Annotated in this window: 16 protein-coding genes and 1 pseudogene; 1 reads left to right on the plus strand and 16 read right to left on the minus strand. The window is 72.6% G+C overall.

The features are described 5' to 3' along the window. Positions 1-487 precede the first annotated feature (487 nt). The 11 genes from ACQB60_RS45115 to ACQB60_RS45165 form a co-directional block, all read right to left on the minus strand. On the minus strand, positions 488-862 hold the full coding sequence (locus tag ACQB60_RS45115; protein WP_496931931.1) for an MmcQ/YjbR family DNA-binding protein: 375 nt from the start codon (positions 860-862) through the stop codon (positions 488-490). A gap of 256 nt (positions 863-1,118) precedes the next feature. Further along, positions 1,119-2,078, minus strand: coding sequence for an alpha/beta fold hydrolase (locus ACQB60_RS45120; protein ID WP_496931932.1), 960 nt, complete (start codon positions 2,076-2,078; stop codon positions 1,119-1,121). Positions 2,079-2,210: 132 nt separating this feature from the next. Continuing rightward, positions 2,211-2,732 carry a GNAT family N-acetyltransferase gene (locus ACQB60_RS45125; protein ID WP_496931933.1) on the minus strand — a complete coding sequence of 174 codons (522 nt, stop codon included), beginning with the start codon at positions 2,730-2,732 and terminating at the stop codon, positions 2,211-2,213. Further along, complete coding sequence (locus ACQB60_RS45130; protein WP_496931934.1) at positions 2,729-3,307, minus strand: helix-turn-helix domain-containing protein; 579 nt, start codon at positions 3,305-3,307, stop codon at positions 2,729-2,731. Before ACQB60_RS45130 ends, ACQB60_RS45125 begins: the two co-directional genes overlap by 4 nt. A gap of 41 nt (positions 3,308-3,348) precedes the next feature. After that, the gene (locus tag ACQB60_RS45135; RefSeq protein WP_496931935.1) at positions 3,349-3,909 is read right to left on the minus strand and encodes a GNAT family N-acetyltransferase; all 561 of its coding nucleotides are present in this window, start codon (positions 3,907-3,909) and stop codon (positions 3,349-3,351) included. 75 nt (positions 3,910-3,984) lie between these two features. Next, positions 3,985-4,884: a LysR family transcriptional regulator gene (locus ACQB60_RS45140; protein ID WP_496931936.1), complete on the minus strand. Its 900-nt coding sequence runs from the start codon at positions 4,882-4,884 to the stop codon at positions 3,985-3,987. Positions 4,885-4,962: 78 nt separating this feature from the next. Beyond that, entirely contained in the window at positions 4,963-6,162 is a 1,200-nt protein-coding gene (locus ACQB60_RS45145; RefSeq protein ID WP_496931937.1) for a glycine C-acetyltransferase, read from the minus strand. An 89-nt stretch (positions 6,163-6,251) separates the two neighbouring features. Further along, entirely contained in the window at positions 6,252-7,280 is a 1,029-nt protein-coding gene (tdh, locus tag ACQB60_RS45150) for an L-threonine 3-dehydrogenase (protein ID WP_496931938.1), read from the minus strand. A 131-nt stretch (positions 7,281-7,411) separates the two neighbouring features. Further along, the gene (locus tag ACQB60_RS45155) at positions 7,412-8,596 is read right to left on the minus strand and encodes a Gfo/Idh/MocA family protein (RefSeq protein ID WP_496931939.1); all 1,185 of its coding nucleotides are present in this window, start codon (positions 8,594-8,596) and stop codon (positions 7,412-7,414) included. A gap of 204 nt (positions 8,597-8,800) precedes the next feature. Next, positions 8,801-9,547: a hypothetical protein gene (locus ACQB60_RS45160; protein ID WP_496931940.1), complete on the minus strand. Its 747-nt coding sequence runs from the start codon at positions 9,545-9,547 to the stop codon at positions 8,801-8,803. Between the two features lie 167 nt (positions 9,548-9,714). Beyond that, positions 9,715-11,226 carry a M1 family metallopeptidase gene (locus ACQB60_RS45165; RefSeq protein ID WP_496931941.1) on the minus strand — a complete coding sequence of 504 codons (1,512 nt, stop codon included), beginning with the start codon at positions 11,224-11,226 and terminating at the stop codon, positions 9,715-9,717. A gap of 130 nt (positions 11,227-11,356) precedes the next feature. Between ACQB60_RS45165 and ACQB60_RS45170 the strand changes: the two genes are divergently transcribed. Next, positions 11,357-13,282 (plus strand): DUF2264 domain-containing protein, encoded by a 1,926-nt coding sequence (locus ACQB60_RS45170; RefSeq protein ID WP_496931942.1) that lies wholly within the window; start codon positions 11,357-11,359, stop codon positions 13,280-13,282. A 25-nt stretch (positions 13,283-13,307) separates the two neighbouring features. Here the strand turns inward: ACQB60_RS45170 and ACQB60_RS45175 are convergent, their stop codons facing one another. The 5 genes and pseudogenes from ACQB60_RS45175 to ACQB60_RS45195 form a co-directional block, all read right to left on the minus strand. After that, positions 13,308-13,892, minus strand: coding sequence for a GAF domain-containing protein (locus ACQB60_RS45175; protein WP_496931943.1), 585 nt, complete (start codon positions 13,890-13,892; stop codon positions 13,308-13,310). After that, positions 13,889-14,482, minus strand: a complete 594-nt coding sequence (locus tag ACQB60_RS45180) for a GTP-binding protein (protein WP_496931944.1) — start codon at positions 14,480-14,482, stop codon at positions 13,889-13,891. Before ACQB60_RS45180 ends, ACQB60_RS45175 begins: the two co-directional genes overlap by 4 nt. Next, positions 14,460-14,831, minus strand: a complete 372-nt coding sequence (locus ACQB60_RS45185) for a DUF742 domain-containing protein (RefSeq protein WP_496931945.1) — start codon at positions 14,829-14,831, stop codon at positions 14,460-14,462. The genes ACQB60_RS45180 and ACQB60_RS45185 overlap by 23 nt, the downstream gene beginning before the upstream one ends. Positions 14,832-14,833: 2 nt before the next feature. After that, positions 14,834-15,277, minus strand: coding sequence for a roadblock/LC7 domain-containing protein (locus ACQB60_RS45190; RefSeq protein ID WP_384830200.1), 444 nt, complete (start codon positions 15,275-15,277; stop codon positions 14,834-14,836). Between the two features lie 53 nt (positions 15,278-15,330). Then, positions 15,331-15,654, minus strand: a pseudogene (locus ACQB60_RS45195) (sensor histidine kinase); the annotation flags it as partial.

Raw genomic sequence — 15,654 nt, forward strand, 5'->3', positions numbered from 1 at the left:
TCGTCCGATGGCTCTCTGGGCGTCTTCGGGTCACTGGCCGGCGCCTCGGTTCCGCCGGCCGGTGACTTGAGCTCGCCGGCCGGTGACTTGAGCTCGCCGACCGGTGACTCGACCTCGTCAGCCAGCGCCTTCGGGCCACTGGCCACTGCCTTCGGTCCGCCGGCCGCTGCCCTCGGTCCACTGACCGGTGCCTTCAGCCCACGGGGCGGCTTCGGACCGTCCGGCCCCCTTGATCCGCTTGATCCGCCCGGCGCCGCCTCGGCCGTCTCCGCGTCGTCCGGCTGTCCGCCCGGCACCGGCACCCTCGCCATCCCCGCCCGTCCCCCTCCACTGGCCGTCACGGCAGCGGATCATGCCATGGACTAGACCAGAGCGCCGAGCCATTTTCACGGCCTCCTCCCCCCCCCCCCCGCCCCCGGGCACCCATCCACCGTTCCTCGGCACCCGCCCCGCCGTTCCTCGTCACCCGCCCCTCAGTCGTCAGTCGTCAGCCGTCAGCCGGAACCCCCAACTCCGGGTACGCCTCCAGCAGTCGCGTCGGTGCCGCCTGGCGCCAGGAGTCCGCGAGGATGTCCCGCAGTTCGTCGGTGTCGAGCGCGGCGAGCCGCACGCGCACCCAGGCGAAGCCCGCCTCATGGTCGGCGATCCAGAACTTCTCGGGCTCGGCCAGGACCAGTTCGTCCCGCTCCTCCTTGGGGCAGCGCACGGCGATCGACGTCTCGTCCTCCGGCAGGGTGGCGAACATCTTCCCCGCCACGCGGAAGGTCGGCATGCTCCAGGCGATCTTCTCCGTGGTGTCGGGGAGGGCAAGGGCCAGCGTGCGGACGTCGTCGGCACCGGTGTGAGCTGCTGCTTTGGGCATGGGAAACCGTAGCCAAGCCCACTGACAACGGCGCCTCAGGCCGACCGGGACAGGATGTGCCCGGTGTGCGGCCGGAGCCGGAGCATGGCGCCGCCCTCCGGTGCCGCCGCGTCCACGCACCCTCCGGGCCCGTGACCAGCACGTAGTTCGCACCGCCGTTCCGCGTCGACCGGAAGCGGATGCCTTCGACGCCCAGCGGGGAGGTGAGAGAGCGAGCGGTGGAGAGAGCCGGCCGATCGTGGAGACAATCGGCCCCTCACAGCACGTGTTTGTCGAGCCAGGCCGTGAGGTCCTCCTGCACCTCGTCCCGGTTGGTCTCGTTGAGGATCTCGTGCCGGGCGCCCTCGTACCCCTTCCAGCTGAGGTCCTGCACGCCCACGTACCGGAAGTCCTCCAGGAGTTCATGGACGAGGGTCATGCGCTGGTTGCACGGGTCCTCGGTGCCGACGGCGATGTGGATGGGCAGGTCGGCGGGGACGCGGGCGAGGTTGCGGGGGTCGTTGAGCTTGCGGATGCCGCGCACCCAGTCGAGGGAGAGGCCCGTGGAGAAGGGGAAGCCGCAGCGCTCGTCGGCCACATAGCGGTCGACCTCCGCCTCGTCGCGGGAGAGCCACTCGAAGCCGGTGCGGTGCGGGTAGGGGTCGTTGAAGGAGGCGAAGAGATCGGGGACGTACGAGGAGAGGGCGGCCCGGCCGTGCTCGGCGATCTCGCGTTCCAACCCCTCGATGGAGGACTCCAGTTCGGCGCCGGGCAGGGTGCGGAAGGTGCCGGAGAGGATGAGGCCCTCGATGGTGTCGGCGTACTCCTGGGCGTAGTCGCGGGCGAGCATCGAGCCGAGGCTGTGGCCGAGCAGGATGACCGGGGTCGCGGGGTGCAGGGTGCGCAGCTGGTCGCCGATGGCCTTGAGGTCGTCGACGATGGCGCGCCAGCTGTCGGCCGTGGCGTCGGCGGCGCCCGTCACTCCGTATCCGCCGGTGGACTGGGCGGTGGCGCCGTGGCCGCGGTGGTCGGAGGCGACGACGCCGTAGCCGTGGGCGGTGAGGTGGCGGGCGAACCTGTCGTAGCGCAGCGCGTGTTCGGCCGCGCCGTGGGCGATCTGCACGAACGCGCGGGGCCTGCCACCGGCCGGCAGCCAGGTGTACGTGGCGACGGGCACACCGTCCGCCGCGGTCAGCAGGCCCGTGGTGTACGTACCGTGGGCGGACGTCTCGGACATGAGGGCGGCTCCTTCTCGGTTACGGGTACCCGGCCGGGCTCCTGCTCCTGTCTCCGGCTCACCCTCCCCCGTACGCGAGGGGTCATGCCCCCCGCGTACGAGAGATCACTCCCCTGCGCTCCGGGCCCGCCGTCACGCCACCCGCTTGTACAGGAACGTCGTCGGACGCAGCACCCCGGCGGGGTCGGCCGCGTGGTCCGGCACCACACCGACCTCGGCCCACCCGGCCGAGCGGTACAGGAGCTCGGCGGGGCTGTCCGTCTCGGTGTCCAGCAGGAGCAGCGTGACTCCCGCGTCGGCGGCGGCGCGCTCGGCGTGGGCCAGGAGGGCGCGGCCGAGGCCCTGGCCGCGGGCCTCGCGGTGGACGATGAGCTTGAACACCTCCGCGCGGTGGCGGCTGTTGGGCTTGTCCGCGTACGCGAGGCCGATGCTGCCGAGGAGCCGTCCGTCCGTGCGCGCCACCCACAGGTCGCGCAGCCCCTGCTCCACGGAGGGGCCGAGGGAGCGCCACCATGCGGCGGCGGCCGCCCGGCCGAAGGGGGCGAGGAAGCCGACGGAGGCCCCACCGTCCACGGCGTCGGTGAGGAGCTCGGCCAACTCGTCCGCACAGGTGCCGAGTTCGGTGGCCGTCAGCCGGGTGAAGGCGGTCGTCACGGCGTGATCACCACCAGCGCGTAGCGGGCCGCCCGTTCGCCGACGCAGCGGAAGCGGGTCGCGCCCCAGACCCGGAAGCGCAGGCAGTCCCCCGCCGCCAGCGTGTGCGCCGCACCTTGCGCGGTGACCTCCAACTCCCCCTCCAGGACCCAGATGTGCTGCTCCAGACCGGGCACGGGCGGCCGGTCGTAGGACAGGTCGGCGCCGGGATGCAGCGTCCCCTCGACGAGTTCGCCGCGCAGGCCGGGGTGGGGCGGGGAGACGGAGCGGCGGACGAAGCCGGAGGCGTCGTCGCTCCACACGGTCTGCTCGGCGGCGCGCGTCACCTGCGCGGGATCGGCCTCGACCTCGCTGAGCAGGCGCGACATCGGCCGCTCGTACACGGCGCAGAGCCGGTTCAGGAGGGATGCCGTGGGGCTGATCTCCGCGCGCTCGGCCCGGGACAGGGTGGAGCGGCTGATGCCGCTTCGGTCCGCCAACTCCCCCAGGGACCAGCCCCGTTCGGCGCGCAGCTCCGCGAGGCGGGCGGCGAGCCGGGCGTCGACGTCGGAGTCCACGTCGTCGTCACGTTTCATATTCGGTACGCTATCCCGGATATGAAACGTGCGGCAACGCATTAACCGGCGCGCACCGCGTTCGCTCGCACCGCGCGCCCATCCACCGCGTGCCCATCCACGGTGTGCGCTCCCACCGTGTGTGCATCCACCGTGTGCACTCGCACCATGTTCACGTCGACCGCGTCCTCGCTCTCGACGGTGAACCCATGGCGCTCGTACAGGCGTCGGGCCGCGCTGCTCTGCAGGACGGTCAGGCGCATCGGCACGCCCGCTGCGTCGGCCTCGTCGAGCACTGCCCGCAGGATCGCCGTTCCGAGGCCGCGGCCCTGCAGCTCGGGGGCGAGATAAAAGTTCTCCAGGCAGCGTCCGGCCTCGGTGTCGCGCAGCGTCAGGCTGCCCGCGAAGGCGCCGTCCAGCTCGATGACCGAGGTGTGCAGAGGGGAGAAGGAGGCGCGCACGCGGGCGCGGGAGCGGTCCTCGTCGAAGCGGCCGAGGCGCTCCAGGTCCGCGCGCATCACGGTGTTCTTGAGGGCGAGCACCGCCTCGAAGTCCGACTCGGCGGCGGGGCGCAGCGTCCACTCGGCACTGACCTGGGGATTCGTTCTCGTACGCGGGGTCATGGGGCGCAGTATCGCAAGGGCGCACAGGCACTCCGCGACGTGCCCCCACCCGCCCCGCGGGCGCCCGGACGGGCCCTAGCCCGCCGCTTCCCCCAGCGCCTCGAGCACCGGCCGGATCAGCGGATGCTCCTCCGCACCCGTCCGCACCGCCGCGAACACCCTGCGGGTCGGCGCCACCCCGTCGACCGGGCGGACCGCGACGCCCTCGACCTCCATGCCCTTGAGCGCCGAGCGCGGCACGAGGGCGACGCCGCCGCCCGCCGAGGCGAGCGCGACCACCGCGCGGAAGTCGTCCGACCAGTGCTCCAGTTGCGGCTGGAAGCCCGCGTGCTCGCAGGCGAGGACCACCACGTCGTGGCAGGGGTTGCCGGGGAAGGGGCCGATCCAGGTGTCCTTGGCCAGCTCCGCGAGCGGCACCCGGTCGGCGCCGGCGAGCCAGTGGCCGGCCGGGAGCACCGCGTCGAACGGCTCGGCGTAGAGGGGGACGCGGGTCAGGCGGGGGTCGTCCGCGCCGGGGGCGCCCCGGTACTCGACGGCGACCGCGACGTCCACGCGCCGGTCGAGCACCATCGGCAGGCTCGCGTCGCCCTCGGCGTCCTGGACCCGGACGCGGATACCGGGCGCGGTCGCGGCGAGCCGGGCCAGGGCGGGGCCGACGACCAGGCCGATGCCGGTGGCGAAGGAGGCGAGCGTCACCGTGCCGGCCGCGCCCGAGCTGTACGCGGCGAGCTCGGCCTCGGCCCGCTCCAGCTGGGCGAGGACCGCGTTCGTGTGCGTGAGCAGGATCTCGCCCGCCGGGGTGAGCCGGACGCCGCGAGCGGAGCGGTCGACGAGGCGGTGGCCGGTCTCCTGCTCCAGGGCGGCGAGCTGCTGCGAGACCGCGGAGGGGGTGAGGTAGAGGGCGGCGGCCGCCGCCGTGACCGTGCGGTGGTCGGCCACCGCACGGAGGATGTGCAGCCGCCGTGCTTCGATCATGGGTCGATTCTCCCTCACCGGGAGGCTCGTCCGTACCGCCGGGGCGCCCCTCTCCGGGACGCCCCACCTCGTGTGGTCCTAGCCCTCCAGCTCCGCCCGCGCGGCGACGAACGCGTCGACCGCCCGGTTGACGTCCTCCGTCGAGTGCGCCGCCGAGAGCTGGACGCGGATGCGGGCCTGGCCCTGGGGGACGACCGGGTAGGAGAAGCCGATCACGTAGACGCCGCGCTCCAGGAGCAGCTCGGCCATGCGGCCCGCCACGGCCGCGTCGCCGATCATGACCGGTGCGATGGCGTGGTCGCCGGGCAGGACGTCGAAGCCCTCCTCGGTCATCCGCGAGCGGAACAGGGCCGTGTTCGCGGCGAGCTGTTCGCGCAGGTCACCTGCCGACTCCAGCAGGTCGATGACCTTCAGCGACGCCGCCGCGATCACCGGGGCGAGGGTGTTCGAGAAGAGGTACGGGCGGGAGCGCTGGCGCAGCAGCGCGACGATCTCGGCGCGGGCCGCGACGTAGCCGCCGGAGGCACCGCCGAGCGCCTTGCCCAACGTACCCGTGATGATGTCGACGCGGTCCATGACGCCGTGCAGCTCGGGGGTGCCGCGGCCGCCGGGGCCGACGAAGCCGACGGCGTGCGAGTCGTCGACCATCACCATGGCGTCGTAGCGGTCCGCGAGGTCGCAGATCTCGCTCAGCGGCGCCACGTAGCCGTCCATGGAGAAGACGCCGTCGGTGACGACGAGCTTGCGCCGTGCGCCGCCCTCCGTGGCCTCCTTCAACTGCCGCTCCAGGTCCGCGAGATCACGGTTGGCGTAGCGGAAGCGGCGGGCCTTGGACAGGCGGATGCCGTCGATGATCGAGGCGTGGTTGAGGGCGTCGGAGATGACCGCGTCCTCCGCGCCGAGGAGCGTCTCGAAGACGCCGCCGTTGGCGTCGAAGCAGGAGGAGTAGAGGATCGTGTCCTCCTGGCCGAGGAAGGCCGACAGGCGCCCCTCCAGCTCCTTGTGCACCTCCTGGGTGCCGCAGATGAAGCGCACGGATGCCATGCCGTAGCCCCAGCGGTCGAGGGCCTCGTGCGCGGCGGCGACGACCTCGGGGTGGTCGGCGAGGCCGAGGTAGTTGTTGGCGCAGAAGTTGAGGACCTCGCCGGGGCGGCCCCCCGCGGTGACCTCGACGGTGGCGGACTGCGGGGTGCCGATGACGCGCTCGGGCTTGTGCAGCCCGGCGGCGGTGATCTCGTCGAGGGTGGCCTGGAGGTCCGCGCGTACGGAGTCGAACATCGCTGATTCCTTAGGGAGGTTCGGGAGGCTGGAAGGAGGCTGGCGGAGAGGACGAGAGGTCCGTTCCGGTCCGTTCAGGTCAGTTCAGGTCAGTCGGTCCAGTCGAGGATGACCTTGCCGCCGCGGCCGCTCGCCGCGTCGTCGAACGCGGCCTCGAAGTCGCGGTGGCCGTACCGCCCGGTGATCACGGGGCTGAGGTCGAGGCCGCCCTCCAGGAGCACCGACATCGCGTACCAGGTCTCGAACATCTCGCGGCCGTAGATGCCCTTCAGCGTGATCATCGACGTGACGACGCGGGCCCAGTCGACGGCGAATTCCTGGGCCGGCAGGCCGAGCATCGCGATCTTGCCGCCGTGCGTCATGTTGGCGATCATGTCGCGCAGCGCCGCCGGGTTGCCGGACATCTCCAGGCCCACGTCGAAGCCCTCGCGCAGGCCCAGCTCGTGCTGGCCGTCCGCGATCGTCTCCTTGGAGACGTCCAGGGCGAGGCCCGCGCCGACCTTCCGGGCCAGCTCCAGGCGCTCCTCGCTCACGTCCGTGACGACGACGTTGCGGGCGCCCGCGTGCCGGGCCACCGCGACCGCCATCAGGCCGATCGGGCCCGCGCCGGTGATCAGCACGTCCTCGCCGACCAGCGGGAACGACAGGGCGGTGTGCACCGCGTTGCCGAACGGGTCGAAGATCGCCGCGACGTCGAGGTCCACCGGCACCCGGTGCACCCACACGTTGGTGGCGGGCAGCGCCACGTACTCCGCGAAGGCGCCGTCGCGCCCCACGCCGAGGCCGATGGTGGCGCGGCACAGGTGGCGCCGCCCGGCCAGGCAGTTGCGGCACTTCCCGCACACCAGGTGGCCCTCGCCGCTGACCCGGTCCCCGGCCTTGATGTCCACGACGTCGCGGCCGGTCTCCACGACCTCGCCGACGAACTCGTGGCCGACGACGAGGGGGGCGCTGATCGCCTGCTGCGCCCAGCCGTCCCAGTTGCGGATGTGCAGATCGGTGCCGCAGATGCCGGTCCGCAGGACCTTGATCAGGACGTCACCGGACCCGATCGTCGGCTCCGGCACATCCGTGAGCCACAGTCCCGGCTCAGCCTTCTCCTTGACCAGCGCCTTCAACGCCCCAGCTCCTGTCGTACGCCACTTCTGTCCCGACGTCACAGGAATCTTCCGTACGGCGGCGCTCGGGTCCATCGAGGATTTCTTAAGCGCCGCCGCAGCTTTCCTTCAGGCCCCGCGGACAGCGGGCGTCAGCGGGTCTGGCCCCGCTCGAAGTAGCCGATCAGCTCGGGGTCGAGGGCGGGCACCTCGCCCGGCGTCCCGCCGCCCCGGAGCGACTCCGTCGCCCCCACCCCGGCCGCGACCGCCATCCGCGCCGCCACCGGCGAGGTGTCCGTCCGCCCGCCCTCCCGCGCGAACCGCACGAACTCGTCGATGAGCAGCGGGTCGGCGCCGCCGTGCCCGCCCTCGTCCTCGGCGTCCGGCACGGGGTACTCGGCGTCGGCCTCGCCCCGGTACGCGGACCGGCGGGAGTTCCACACCTTCACCACTCCCCCGGGGCCGTCGCCGAAGTTCTCCAGGCGCCCGGCGTCCCCGATCACCGTGTAGTTGCGCCAGTAGTCGGGGGTGAAGTGGCACTGCTGGTAGGCGGCCAACACCCCGTTGTCCAGGCGCATGTTGACCAGGGACACGTCCTCGACGTCGATCACCGGGTTGAGGCCGCGCTGGGTGTGCGGCGGCCAGTGGCCGTCCTTGGTGTACCAGTCGTCGGGCTTCGGCTCGCCGGGCGCACGGCGGTGCGGGCTGTCGCCGTAGACCATGAGGTCCCCGAGGGCCTGCACCTGCCGTGCGTAGCCGCCCGCGAGCCAGTGCAGGACATCGATGTCGTGGGCGGCCTTCTGCAGCAACAGGCCGGTGGTGTACCGGCGTTCGGCGTGCCAGTCCTTGAAGTACCAGTCGCCGCCGTAGCCGACGAAGTGGCGCACCCACACGGTCTTGACGGTGCCGATCTCGCCGCGCTCGACGATGTCCCGCATCAGCCGCACGACCGGCATGTGGCGCATGTTGTGGCCGACGTACAGCCGCGTCCCCGTCTCGTACGCCGTGCGCAGGATCCGGTCGCACGCCTCGACGCCGATCTCCAGGGGCTTCTCGACGAAGACGGGCTTGCCCGCGTGCAGCGCCGCGCAGGCCAGGTCGGCGTGGGTGTGGTCCGGGGTGAGGACGACGACGGCGTCCACGTCCGGGTCCTCGATGACCTTGCGGTGGTCGCCGGATATCAGGGCCTCCGGGAAGGCTCTGGCGGCCTGTCCGCGGGCGGCCTCGTCGTGGTCCGCGAGGGCGGCGACCCGCGCGCCCTTCCCCGGCCGGTGCGCGGTGCGGGCGAGGGAGCCGCGCAGCCCGTAGCCGAGGACGCCGAGACGGAGGTCGGTCATGGAACTTCCTTCGCTAGTGCCGGTGTTGCGGGGGTACGGGTACTGCGCGTCCATGGGTGCCGCGGGTGTCCTGTGCGGTGCCGATGAGCTTGATCCTTATCTATCCGGCCCCGGCCTCCCGTGTCGAGAAGCGTGCATGCACCAAAGGTCCGGCCCGCCCCGGTCGGGGGGCGGGCCGGACCTCGGTCTCCGGTGCGGCGCGGGTCAGAGGATCCCGACGTGGAGGCCGAGCTGCACGTCGAGGGAGACGTCGATGTCGGCGCCCAGCTCCACGTCGACGTCGAGGCCGCCCGCGATGGCCGTGGCCAGGTCGACGTGGAGGTCGGCGGCCAGGCCCGCGTCCAGCCGCACGGCCGCACCGATGGACCCGGTGAGCAGGGTCTGGTCCTCCTCCAACTGCACGCCGAGGATGCCGTGCAGGCGCTCCGCGGCCTCCGCGCTGAGGTCGATGTTGTTGTCGTCGACCAGGCCGATGACGACGTAGAGCAGGTTGGAGCCCGCGTCCGAGCGCAGCCGCAGGTACTCGGTGTCGATGTAGCCGAGGACCATCACCTTGCCCGCGACGGACGCGCGGACGGTGCCCGTCGCGATGTCGATGGACACGTTCTTGAGGACGGCCCGGTTGTTCCCCGCCTTGAGGGTGAGGCTGCCGCCGAGCCTGACGACGCCGCCGGTGATCTGGTGGTCGGAGTGGATCAGACTGCCGCCGGCGACCTTCAGCGAGCCGCTGCTCTCGAGCTCGAGAAGCGGGTCGACCTCCAGCGAGGTCGGGCCCGAGACGATCGGGGAGGTGCCGGCGGGCACGGCGGCCGGGGCGGTGGCACGGGCACGCACGGGGGCGTCGGTCGCGGCGGCCGCAGGAGCGGCCAGCGCGGCGAGGACCGCGACGGCGACGCCGACACTGGCGGCGCCGCGCAGCGTGCGCGAGCGGTGACGGGAGGGGAGGGACATGAACCTCACGGTTCCTTTCCTGGAGCGAGCGGTTCCTGGCGCGGTACCGCGGTCGCGCGACTAATCACTTAGTGGGACAATTCCGCGCGATCCGCCGCCTCGCTCCCCTCGGCCGCCCCTTCCACCCGTACGGCCCCTCGGCACGACCCCTCCGCCGACGCCCCTCCTCAGGAGGCGCCGCCCCAGTCCGGGTGCCCCGGCATCGGCGGGTTGTCGAGGTCGAACAGCCAGTGCTCCAGGAAGGTGCCGACGGCGGCGTCCCCGGTGACGGCGACCGCGTCGGCGATGAAGTCCCGGGTGTCGGCGTTGCCTTCGCGGTGCCGGGTCAGCCATGCCTTCATGACGGCGTCGAACTCCCGCTGCCCCAGCTCCTGTCGGAGGGCGTAGAGGACCACAGCGCCGCCGTCGTAGATGTTGAAGCCGCCGAGCTCGGTGGGCTTTCCCGGCGGGCCGTCGCTCTTGCGGACGGCGTCGAGCTTCTCGTACGCGGTCCGCATCTTCTCCTCGAGCGGCTGATACCCCTTCTGGTCGGCCCACACGGCCGCGTAGTAGACGGCGGGCCCCTCGTTCAGCCAGGCGTCCTGCCAGGTGGCGGGCGTGACGGAGTCGCCGAACCACTGATGGGTGAGCTCGTGGACCATGGTCGTGGAGTACGTGGGGCGGTCGAACCAGGCGGGCCCGAAGAGCGACAGGGTCTGGTTCTCCAGGGCGTCGGCGTAGCCGTCGCGGACGATCTGCACGCCGTACGTGTCGAAGGGATAGCGCACCCCGAGGGTCCGCTCCAGCCATCGCATCTGGCCGCCGGTCTCGGCCGCGACGGGCGCGTACCTTGCGCGCTGGTCGGCGGGGACGAGGTGGCGCAGCTTCACACCGTGCGGTCCGCGCCCGTACAGGTAGGTCTGCCGGTTGACCGAGATGCCCAGCAGCTCGGGCGCCATGGCCGACTTGAGGGCGAAGTCCCAGGTGCGCCTCGTGTCGCTCTTCGTGCGTCCCGTGCCGCCCTTCGTGCGCTTCGCGTCCCCCTTCGCCTTCCGTACGCCGGTCAGGTTGCCGTTCGCGGCGGGTGTCCAGCCCTCGGGGGCGGTGAGGTGGAAGGCCCAGGTCGCCTTGTCGGAGGGGTGGTCGTTGACGGGGGCGAAGGTGTCGGCGCGGGACGCCTGGGCGGCGGAGGCGAACCCGCCGTCGGACATGTACCGCCAGCCCGGGGCGCCGACCGGCTTCGTCCTGCCGTTGCCGTGGTAGGTCACCTCGACGGTGAAGCGGGCGCGGTCGTGGAGCGGCCGCGCGGGCGTGACCGTGAGTTCCTGGCCGGACTGCCCCGGGCGCACCGTCCAGGTGGCCGGGGTGCCGTCGACCTCGACCCGGTCGACGGCGAGGGAGTCGACGTCGAGGTTGAAGGCCGAGAGGTCCTGGGTGGCCCGCGCGGCGATCCTCATGGTGCCTGTGAAGTCGTAACTGACCGGCGTGAAGTCGAAGGCCAGGTCGTAGTGGCGGACGTCGTAGCCGCCGTTGCCGAGGGTGGGGAAGAGCGGGTCGCCCAGGCCGTCGGCGCCGGGCCGGGGGTCGAAGGCGGCGGCACCGGCGTGGGCGGGGGCCGCCGGGGCGGCGACGGCGAGGGCCGCCAGGGCGACCGCGGTCGCCGTCGCGGAACGTGCGGTACGGGTCCAGTTCTGAGCCATGGGCCCGCAAAGTAGTAATCGCTTACTGCGGCCGTCAACACCGAGAGCACGGCCATCACTTGGCACGCGTGGCCATGAAGTCCCTCATGCCTCTGGCGCTCCAAGGGGTTCTCAGTACACGCTTACCGTCATGCCCGCACCTCACTTCCCGCTCCCGCCCACCGACCGCGTCCTCTCCCCCCTCACCGGCTGGACCCGGGCGCACTGGGAGGCGCTCGCCGACCGGCAGTTGGCGGCGCTCGTGCCGTACGCGACGCCGGGCGGCGCGCAGTACCGGCTGCCCGGCCGCGCCAGCTGGTCGGGCGTCGTGTCGGACGGCCTCGAGGGCTATGCACGCTCCTTCCTCCTTGCGGCCTTCCGCATCGCGGGCGCGGGCGGCGACGCGGACCCCGCACTCGTCGAGCGGTACGCGCGGGGCCTGACCGCGGGCACGGACCGCGACAGCGGCGAGGCATGGCCCGAACTGACCGACTGCTCCCAGCAGATGGTGGAGGCGGCCTCCGTCGCGATCGGTCTGCACGAGACCCGCCCGTGGATCTGGGACCGCCTGGACGCACGGGTCCAGGAGCGGGTGGTGGACTGGTTCTCCGGGTTCGTGGGCCGCCGTACCTGGGACAACAACTGGCGCCTGTTCCAGGTGGTTTCGGAGCAGTTCCTGGCCTCGGTGGGCGCTCCGTACAGCCAGTCCGACATCGACGGCGGCCTTGACCGGATCGAGGACTGGTACCGGGGCGACGGCTGGTACAGCGACGGCGACGGGCGCAACTACGACTACTACATCGGCTGGGCCATGCATCTGTACCCGCTGCTGTGGGCGCGGATCGCGGACCCGGACGGCACGGGCGCGGTCGGCACGGGGACCGGCGGCGGCACGGGCGCTGACGGCGGGCGCGCCAAGGTCTACCGCGAGCGGCTCCGTCAATTCCTCGCCGCCTACCCGCAGTTCTTCGGGGGCGACAGCGCCCCCGTGCACCAGGGCCGCTCCCTCACCTACCGCTTCGCGGCGGCCGCGCCCGTGTGGCTGGGCGCCCTCGCCGACTGCACCCCGCTCGCGCCGGGCCTGACCCGGCGCCTCGCCTCCGGGACGGCACGGCACTTCGTGGAGCGCGGAGTTCCGGACGAGCGGGGCCTGTTGCCGCTCGGCTGGTACGGCACGCACCTGCCGACCACGCAGGCGTACTCGGGTCCGGCCTCGCCGTACTGGGCGAGCAAGGGCTTCCTCGGACTGCTCCTCCCAGCCGATCACCCGGTGTGGACGGAGCGCGAACTGCCGCTGCCCGTCGAGGAGTCGGACCAGTACACGGCCCTGCCGGTGCCGGGCTGGCTGCTGCACGGCACCCGGCACGACGGCATCGTTCGCCTGGTGAACCACGGCAGCGACCACAACCCGCTGACCGGCCCCGCCCAGGACGATCCGCACTACGCGAAGTTCGGCTATTCGACGGCGACGGCCCCGGAGACTGCACCGCGCGCCTGGGAGCGCGCCGTGGACGGCCACCTGGCGCTGCTCACCCCGGACGGCACGCCCTCGCGCCGCCGCCGCATCCACCCGCTGACCTGCGCGGACCGCACGGCCTCTTCGCGCCACGACGCCGAACTACCGGGATACGACGGCAAGTTCCCGGTCGAGACGGTGAGCGCGCTGCACGGGCCGTGGGAGGTCAGGGCGCACCGGCTGCGCGCACCGGCGGGCGTGGCGGTCCGGGAGGGCGGTCACACGGTGGCGGACGAGGCGCGGCCGCACGCCGGACAGGGGCCGGGCTGGGCCCTCGTACGGACGGAGTCAGGGCTGACCAGCGCGGTGGTCGCGCTGCACGGGTGGGCGGAGTCGGGCGTCGCGCGCGAGGTGGAGGCCAATGCGTACGGGCCGCACTCGGCCACTCCGTATCTGCGCCTCGACGGGCATCCGGGCGGCGAGAGCGTGCACGTCACGCTGCACGCGCTGACGCGGGACGCGGTGCGGCCCGAGGCCCTGCGCACGTCCGTGAGCTGCGAAGTGACGGACGAGGGGCGGGTCTTGGTGGACTTCCCCGACGGCGTCCGGCTCACTCTGTGATCCGCGGCCCCCACCCGGCGAACCCTCAGATCCCGCCCTCGCCCCGCCGCCTGATCTGTTCCACGAGCTCGGCCGCCATCGACTTGATCGTCTCCAGGCCCGAGCGCCCCCAGGGCCGCGGTTCGGTGTCGACGACGCAGACCGTGCCGAGCGCGAGGCCGCTGCGGTCGATGAGCGGGGCTCCCAGGTAGGAGCGGATGCCGATCTCGTCGACCACCGGGTTCCCGGCGAACCGCGGGAAGTCGCGGACGTCCTCCAGGACGAGGGCCTTGCGGCGCACCACGACGTGCGGGCAGTAGCCGTGGTCGCGCGCCATGTAGCGGCTCGCGACGCGGGCCCTGCCCTCCTCCTCGGCGGGCTCGTCCTCGGGGTCGGCCTCGCCCCGCTCGCCGTCGGGGGTGTGCAGTCCGGCGAAGAACTGCCGTTCCTCGTCGATGAAGTTGACCATCGCGTACGGCGCGTCCGTGATCTTCGCGAGCCGGTCCGCGAACGCGTCGAACGCGGGGTCCGGCCGGTCCCCGATGCCGAGTCCGCGCAGTCGGCGCACCCGTTCGGGCGCCTCCTTGTCGACGGGGGTGAGCAGCAGGTGACCGGTCGGGTCGTACATCACGTGTGTGCTCCGTAGCTGGGGGCCGGGGCGTGGGCGAGCAGGTGCTTGACGAGGGTGAGCAGGGTCTGGATGCCGGAGCTGGAGATGCGGGCGTCGCAGCGCACGATGGGCACCTGGGGGTCCAGGTCGATGGCGCTGCGCACCTCCTCGGGGTCGTAGCGGTAGGCGCCGTCGAACTCGTTCACCGCGACGATGAAGCCCATGCCGCGCTGCTCGAAGAAATCGACGGCCGCGAAGCAGTCCTCCAGGCGCCGGGTGTCGGCGAGCACGACGGCGCCGAGCGCGCCCTCGGAGAGCTCGTCCCACATGAACCAGAAGCGTTCCTGTCCGGGTGTGCCGAACAGGTACAGCACATGCGCCGGGTCGAGGGTGATCCGGCCGAAGTCCATGGCGACGGTCGTGGTGGTCTTGTGCTCGACGCCGGACAGGTCGTCGGTGCCCTCGCTGACCGTGGTGAGCAGCTCCTCTGTGCTCAGCGGGGCGATCTCACTCACCGCGCCCACGAAGGTCGTCTTGCCGACCCCGAAGCCGCCCGCGACGAGGATCTTCAGCGCGGTGGGGAAGGGGTCAGAGCTGTCGTCGTAGTCCATCGAGCACTGCCTCCAACAGGGAACGGTCAGTGGGGTTGTGGTAGGTGTCCGGAGCTCTCTCGGTGAGAGCCCCGCAGTCAATGAGGTCGGAGAGCAGCACCTTGGTCACGACCGCCGGGAGCTTGAGCTGCGCGGCGATCTCGGCGACCGACACGGGGGCCTCGCACAGTCCGAGCGCCGCCGTGTGCTCGGGCCCCGGGTGGCCGAGCGGGGGCGCGCCGGTGGCCATCACCAGGGACAGCAGGTCGAGGCTCGCGGTCGGTCTGGTCCGTCCGTCGCTGATCGTGTACGGACGGATCAGTCGTCCCGCCGCGTCGTCGAGCCACGGCCCGTCGTGCGGGGCCACCACGTTCAGGGCCCCATCGGCGCGGGCTGCGCGGCGGGCCGCGCGGGCTTGCGGGGGGCGGTGATCAGGTAGGGGCGGACGCTCTTGACCAGCATCGCCATCTCGTAGCCGAGGACGGCCGCGTCGGCGTCCCGGCCCGCGAGCACGGCGAGGCAGGTCCCGGAGCCCGCGGTGGAGACGAACAGGAGCGTGGAGTCGAGCTCCACGACGACCTGCCGCACGTCGCCGCCGTCCCCGAAGCGCACGCCCGCGCTGCGGCCGAGGGAGTAGAGCCCGGAGGCGAGGGCCGCCATGTGGTCGGCGGCGTCCGGGTCGAGTCCGTGGACCGACTTCACCAGGCCGTCGGAGGAGAGCAGAACGGCGCTGCGGGTGTGCGGGACGCGCTGCACGAGACCGCTCATCAGCCAGTCGAGATCGGACACCTGGCCGGTGGGCACATCGCTCGGCATGGGATCGACTCCTTGAGTACGAAAGGTACGTGCGGGGGGTGGGGTGGACCGGCTCAGCCGTCCGGCGCCTGGTCGCGGGCCTCCTGCGCCTGCGCCAGGCCGATGCCGCGCTGGAAGGCGGCCATCAGGCCCGGGTCGTGGCCGACGAGGTGCTCGCCGTCCTGACGGGCGGCCGGTGCGGGCCCGTCGCGGAGCTGGGGCGCGAGGTGCTCCTGGGCGCGCCGCTTGGGGAGTTGGGGTCTGCCGACACGGCCGCGGACCGGTCCGGCGCCCGCGCCGCCCACGGGCCGCGGGGGTGTCGCGGTGTTCTCGGCGGCGGTCCGCCGGTCCTCGGGCCGGATGCCGGGCAGGGCGTCGGCGGGCGTGGGCCGCTCCTC

The sequence above is a fragment of the Streptomyces odontotermitis genome (assembly GCF_050510915.1).
Taxonomy (GTDB): Bacteria; Actinomycetota; Actinomycetes; order Streptomycetales; family Streptomycetaceae; genus Streptomyces.

Excerpts from the sequence above, each read along its gene's own strand:
- ACQB60_RS45190 (WP_384830200.1), bottom strand. The coding sequence starts at position 15,277 with ATGCCGAGCGATGTGCCCACCGGCCAGGTGTCCGATCTCGACTGGCTG.
- ACQB60_RS45170 (WP_496931942.1), top strand. The coding sequence starts at position 11,357 with ATGCCCGCACCTCACTTCCCGCTCCCGCCCACCGACCGCGTCCTCTCC.
- ACQB60_RS45160 (WP_496931940.1), bottom strand. The coding sequence starts at position 9,547 with ATGTCCCTCCCCTCCCGTCACCGCTCGCGCACGCTGCGCGGCGCCGCC.
- ACQB60_RS45120 (WP_496931932.1), bottom strand. The coding sequence starts at position 2,078 with ATGTCCGAGACGTCCGCCCACGGTACGTACACCACGGGCCTGCTGACC.
- ACQB60_RS45135 (WP_496931935.1), bottom strand. The coding sequence starts at position 3,909 with ATGACCCCGCGTACGAGAACGAATCCCCAGGTCAGTGCCGAGTGGACG.
- ACQB60_RS45165 (WP_496931941.1), bottom strand. The coding sequence starts at position 11,226 with ATGGCTCAGAACTGGACCCGTACCGCACGTTCCGCGACGGCGACCGCG.
- ACQB60_RS45180 (WP_496931944.1), bottom strand. The coding sequence starts at position 14,482 with ATGGACTACGACGACAGCTCTGACCCCTTCCCCACCGCGCTGAAGATC.
- ACQB60_RS45140 (WP_496931936.1), bottom strand. The coding sequence starts at position 4,884 with ATGATCGAAGCACGGCGGCTGCACATCCTCCGTGCGGTGGCCGACCAC.
- ACQB60_RS45115 (WP_496931931.1), bottom strand. The coding sequence starts at position 862 with ATGCCCAAAGCAGCAGCTCACACCGGTGCCGACGACGTCCGCACGCTG.
- ACQB60_RS45130 (WP_496931934.1), bottom strand. The coding sequence starts at position 3,307 with ATGAAACGTGACGACGACGTGGACTCCGACGTCGACGCCCGGCTCGCC.
- ACQB60_RS45145 (WP_496931937.1), bottom strand. The coding sequence starts at position 6,162 with ATGTTCGACTCCGTACGCGCGGACCTCCAGGCCACCCTCGACGAGATC.
- ACQB60_RS45155 (WP_496931939.1), bottom strand. The coding sequence starts at position 8,596 with ATGACCGACCTCCGTCTCGGCGTCCTCGGCTACGGGCTGCGCGGCTCC.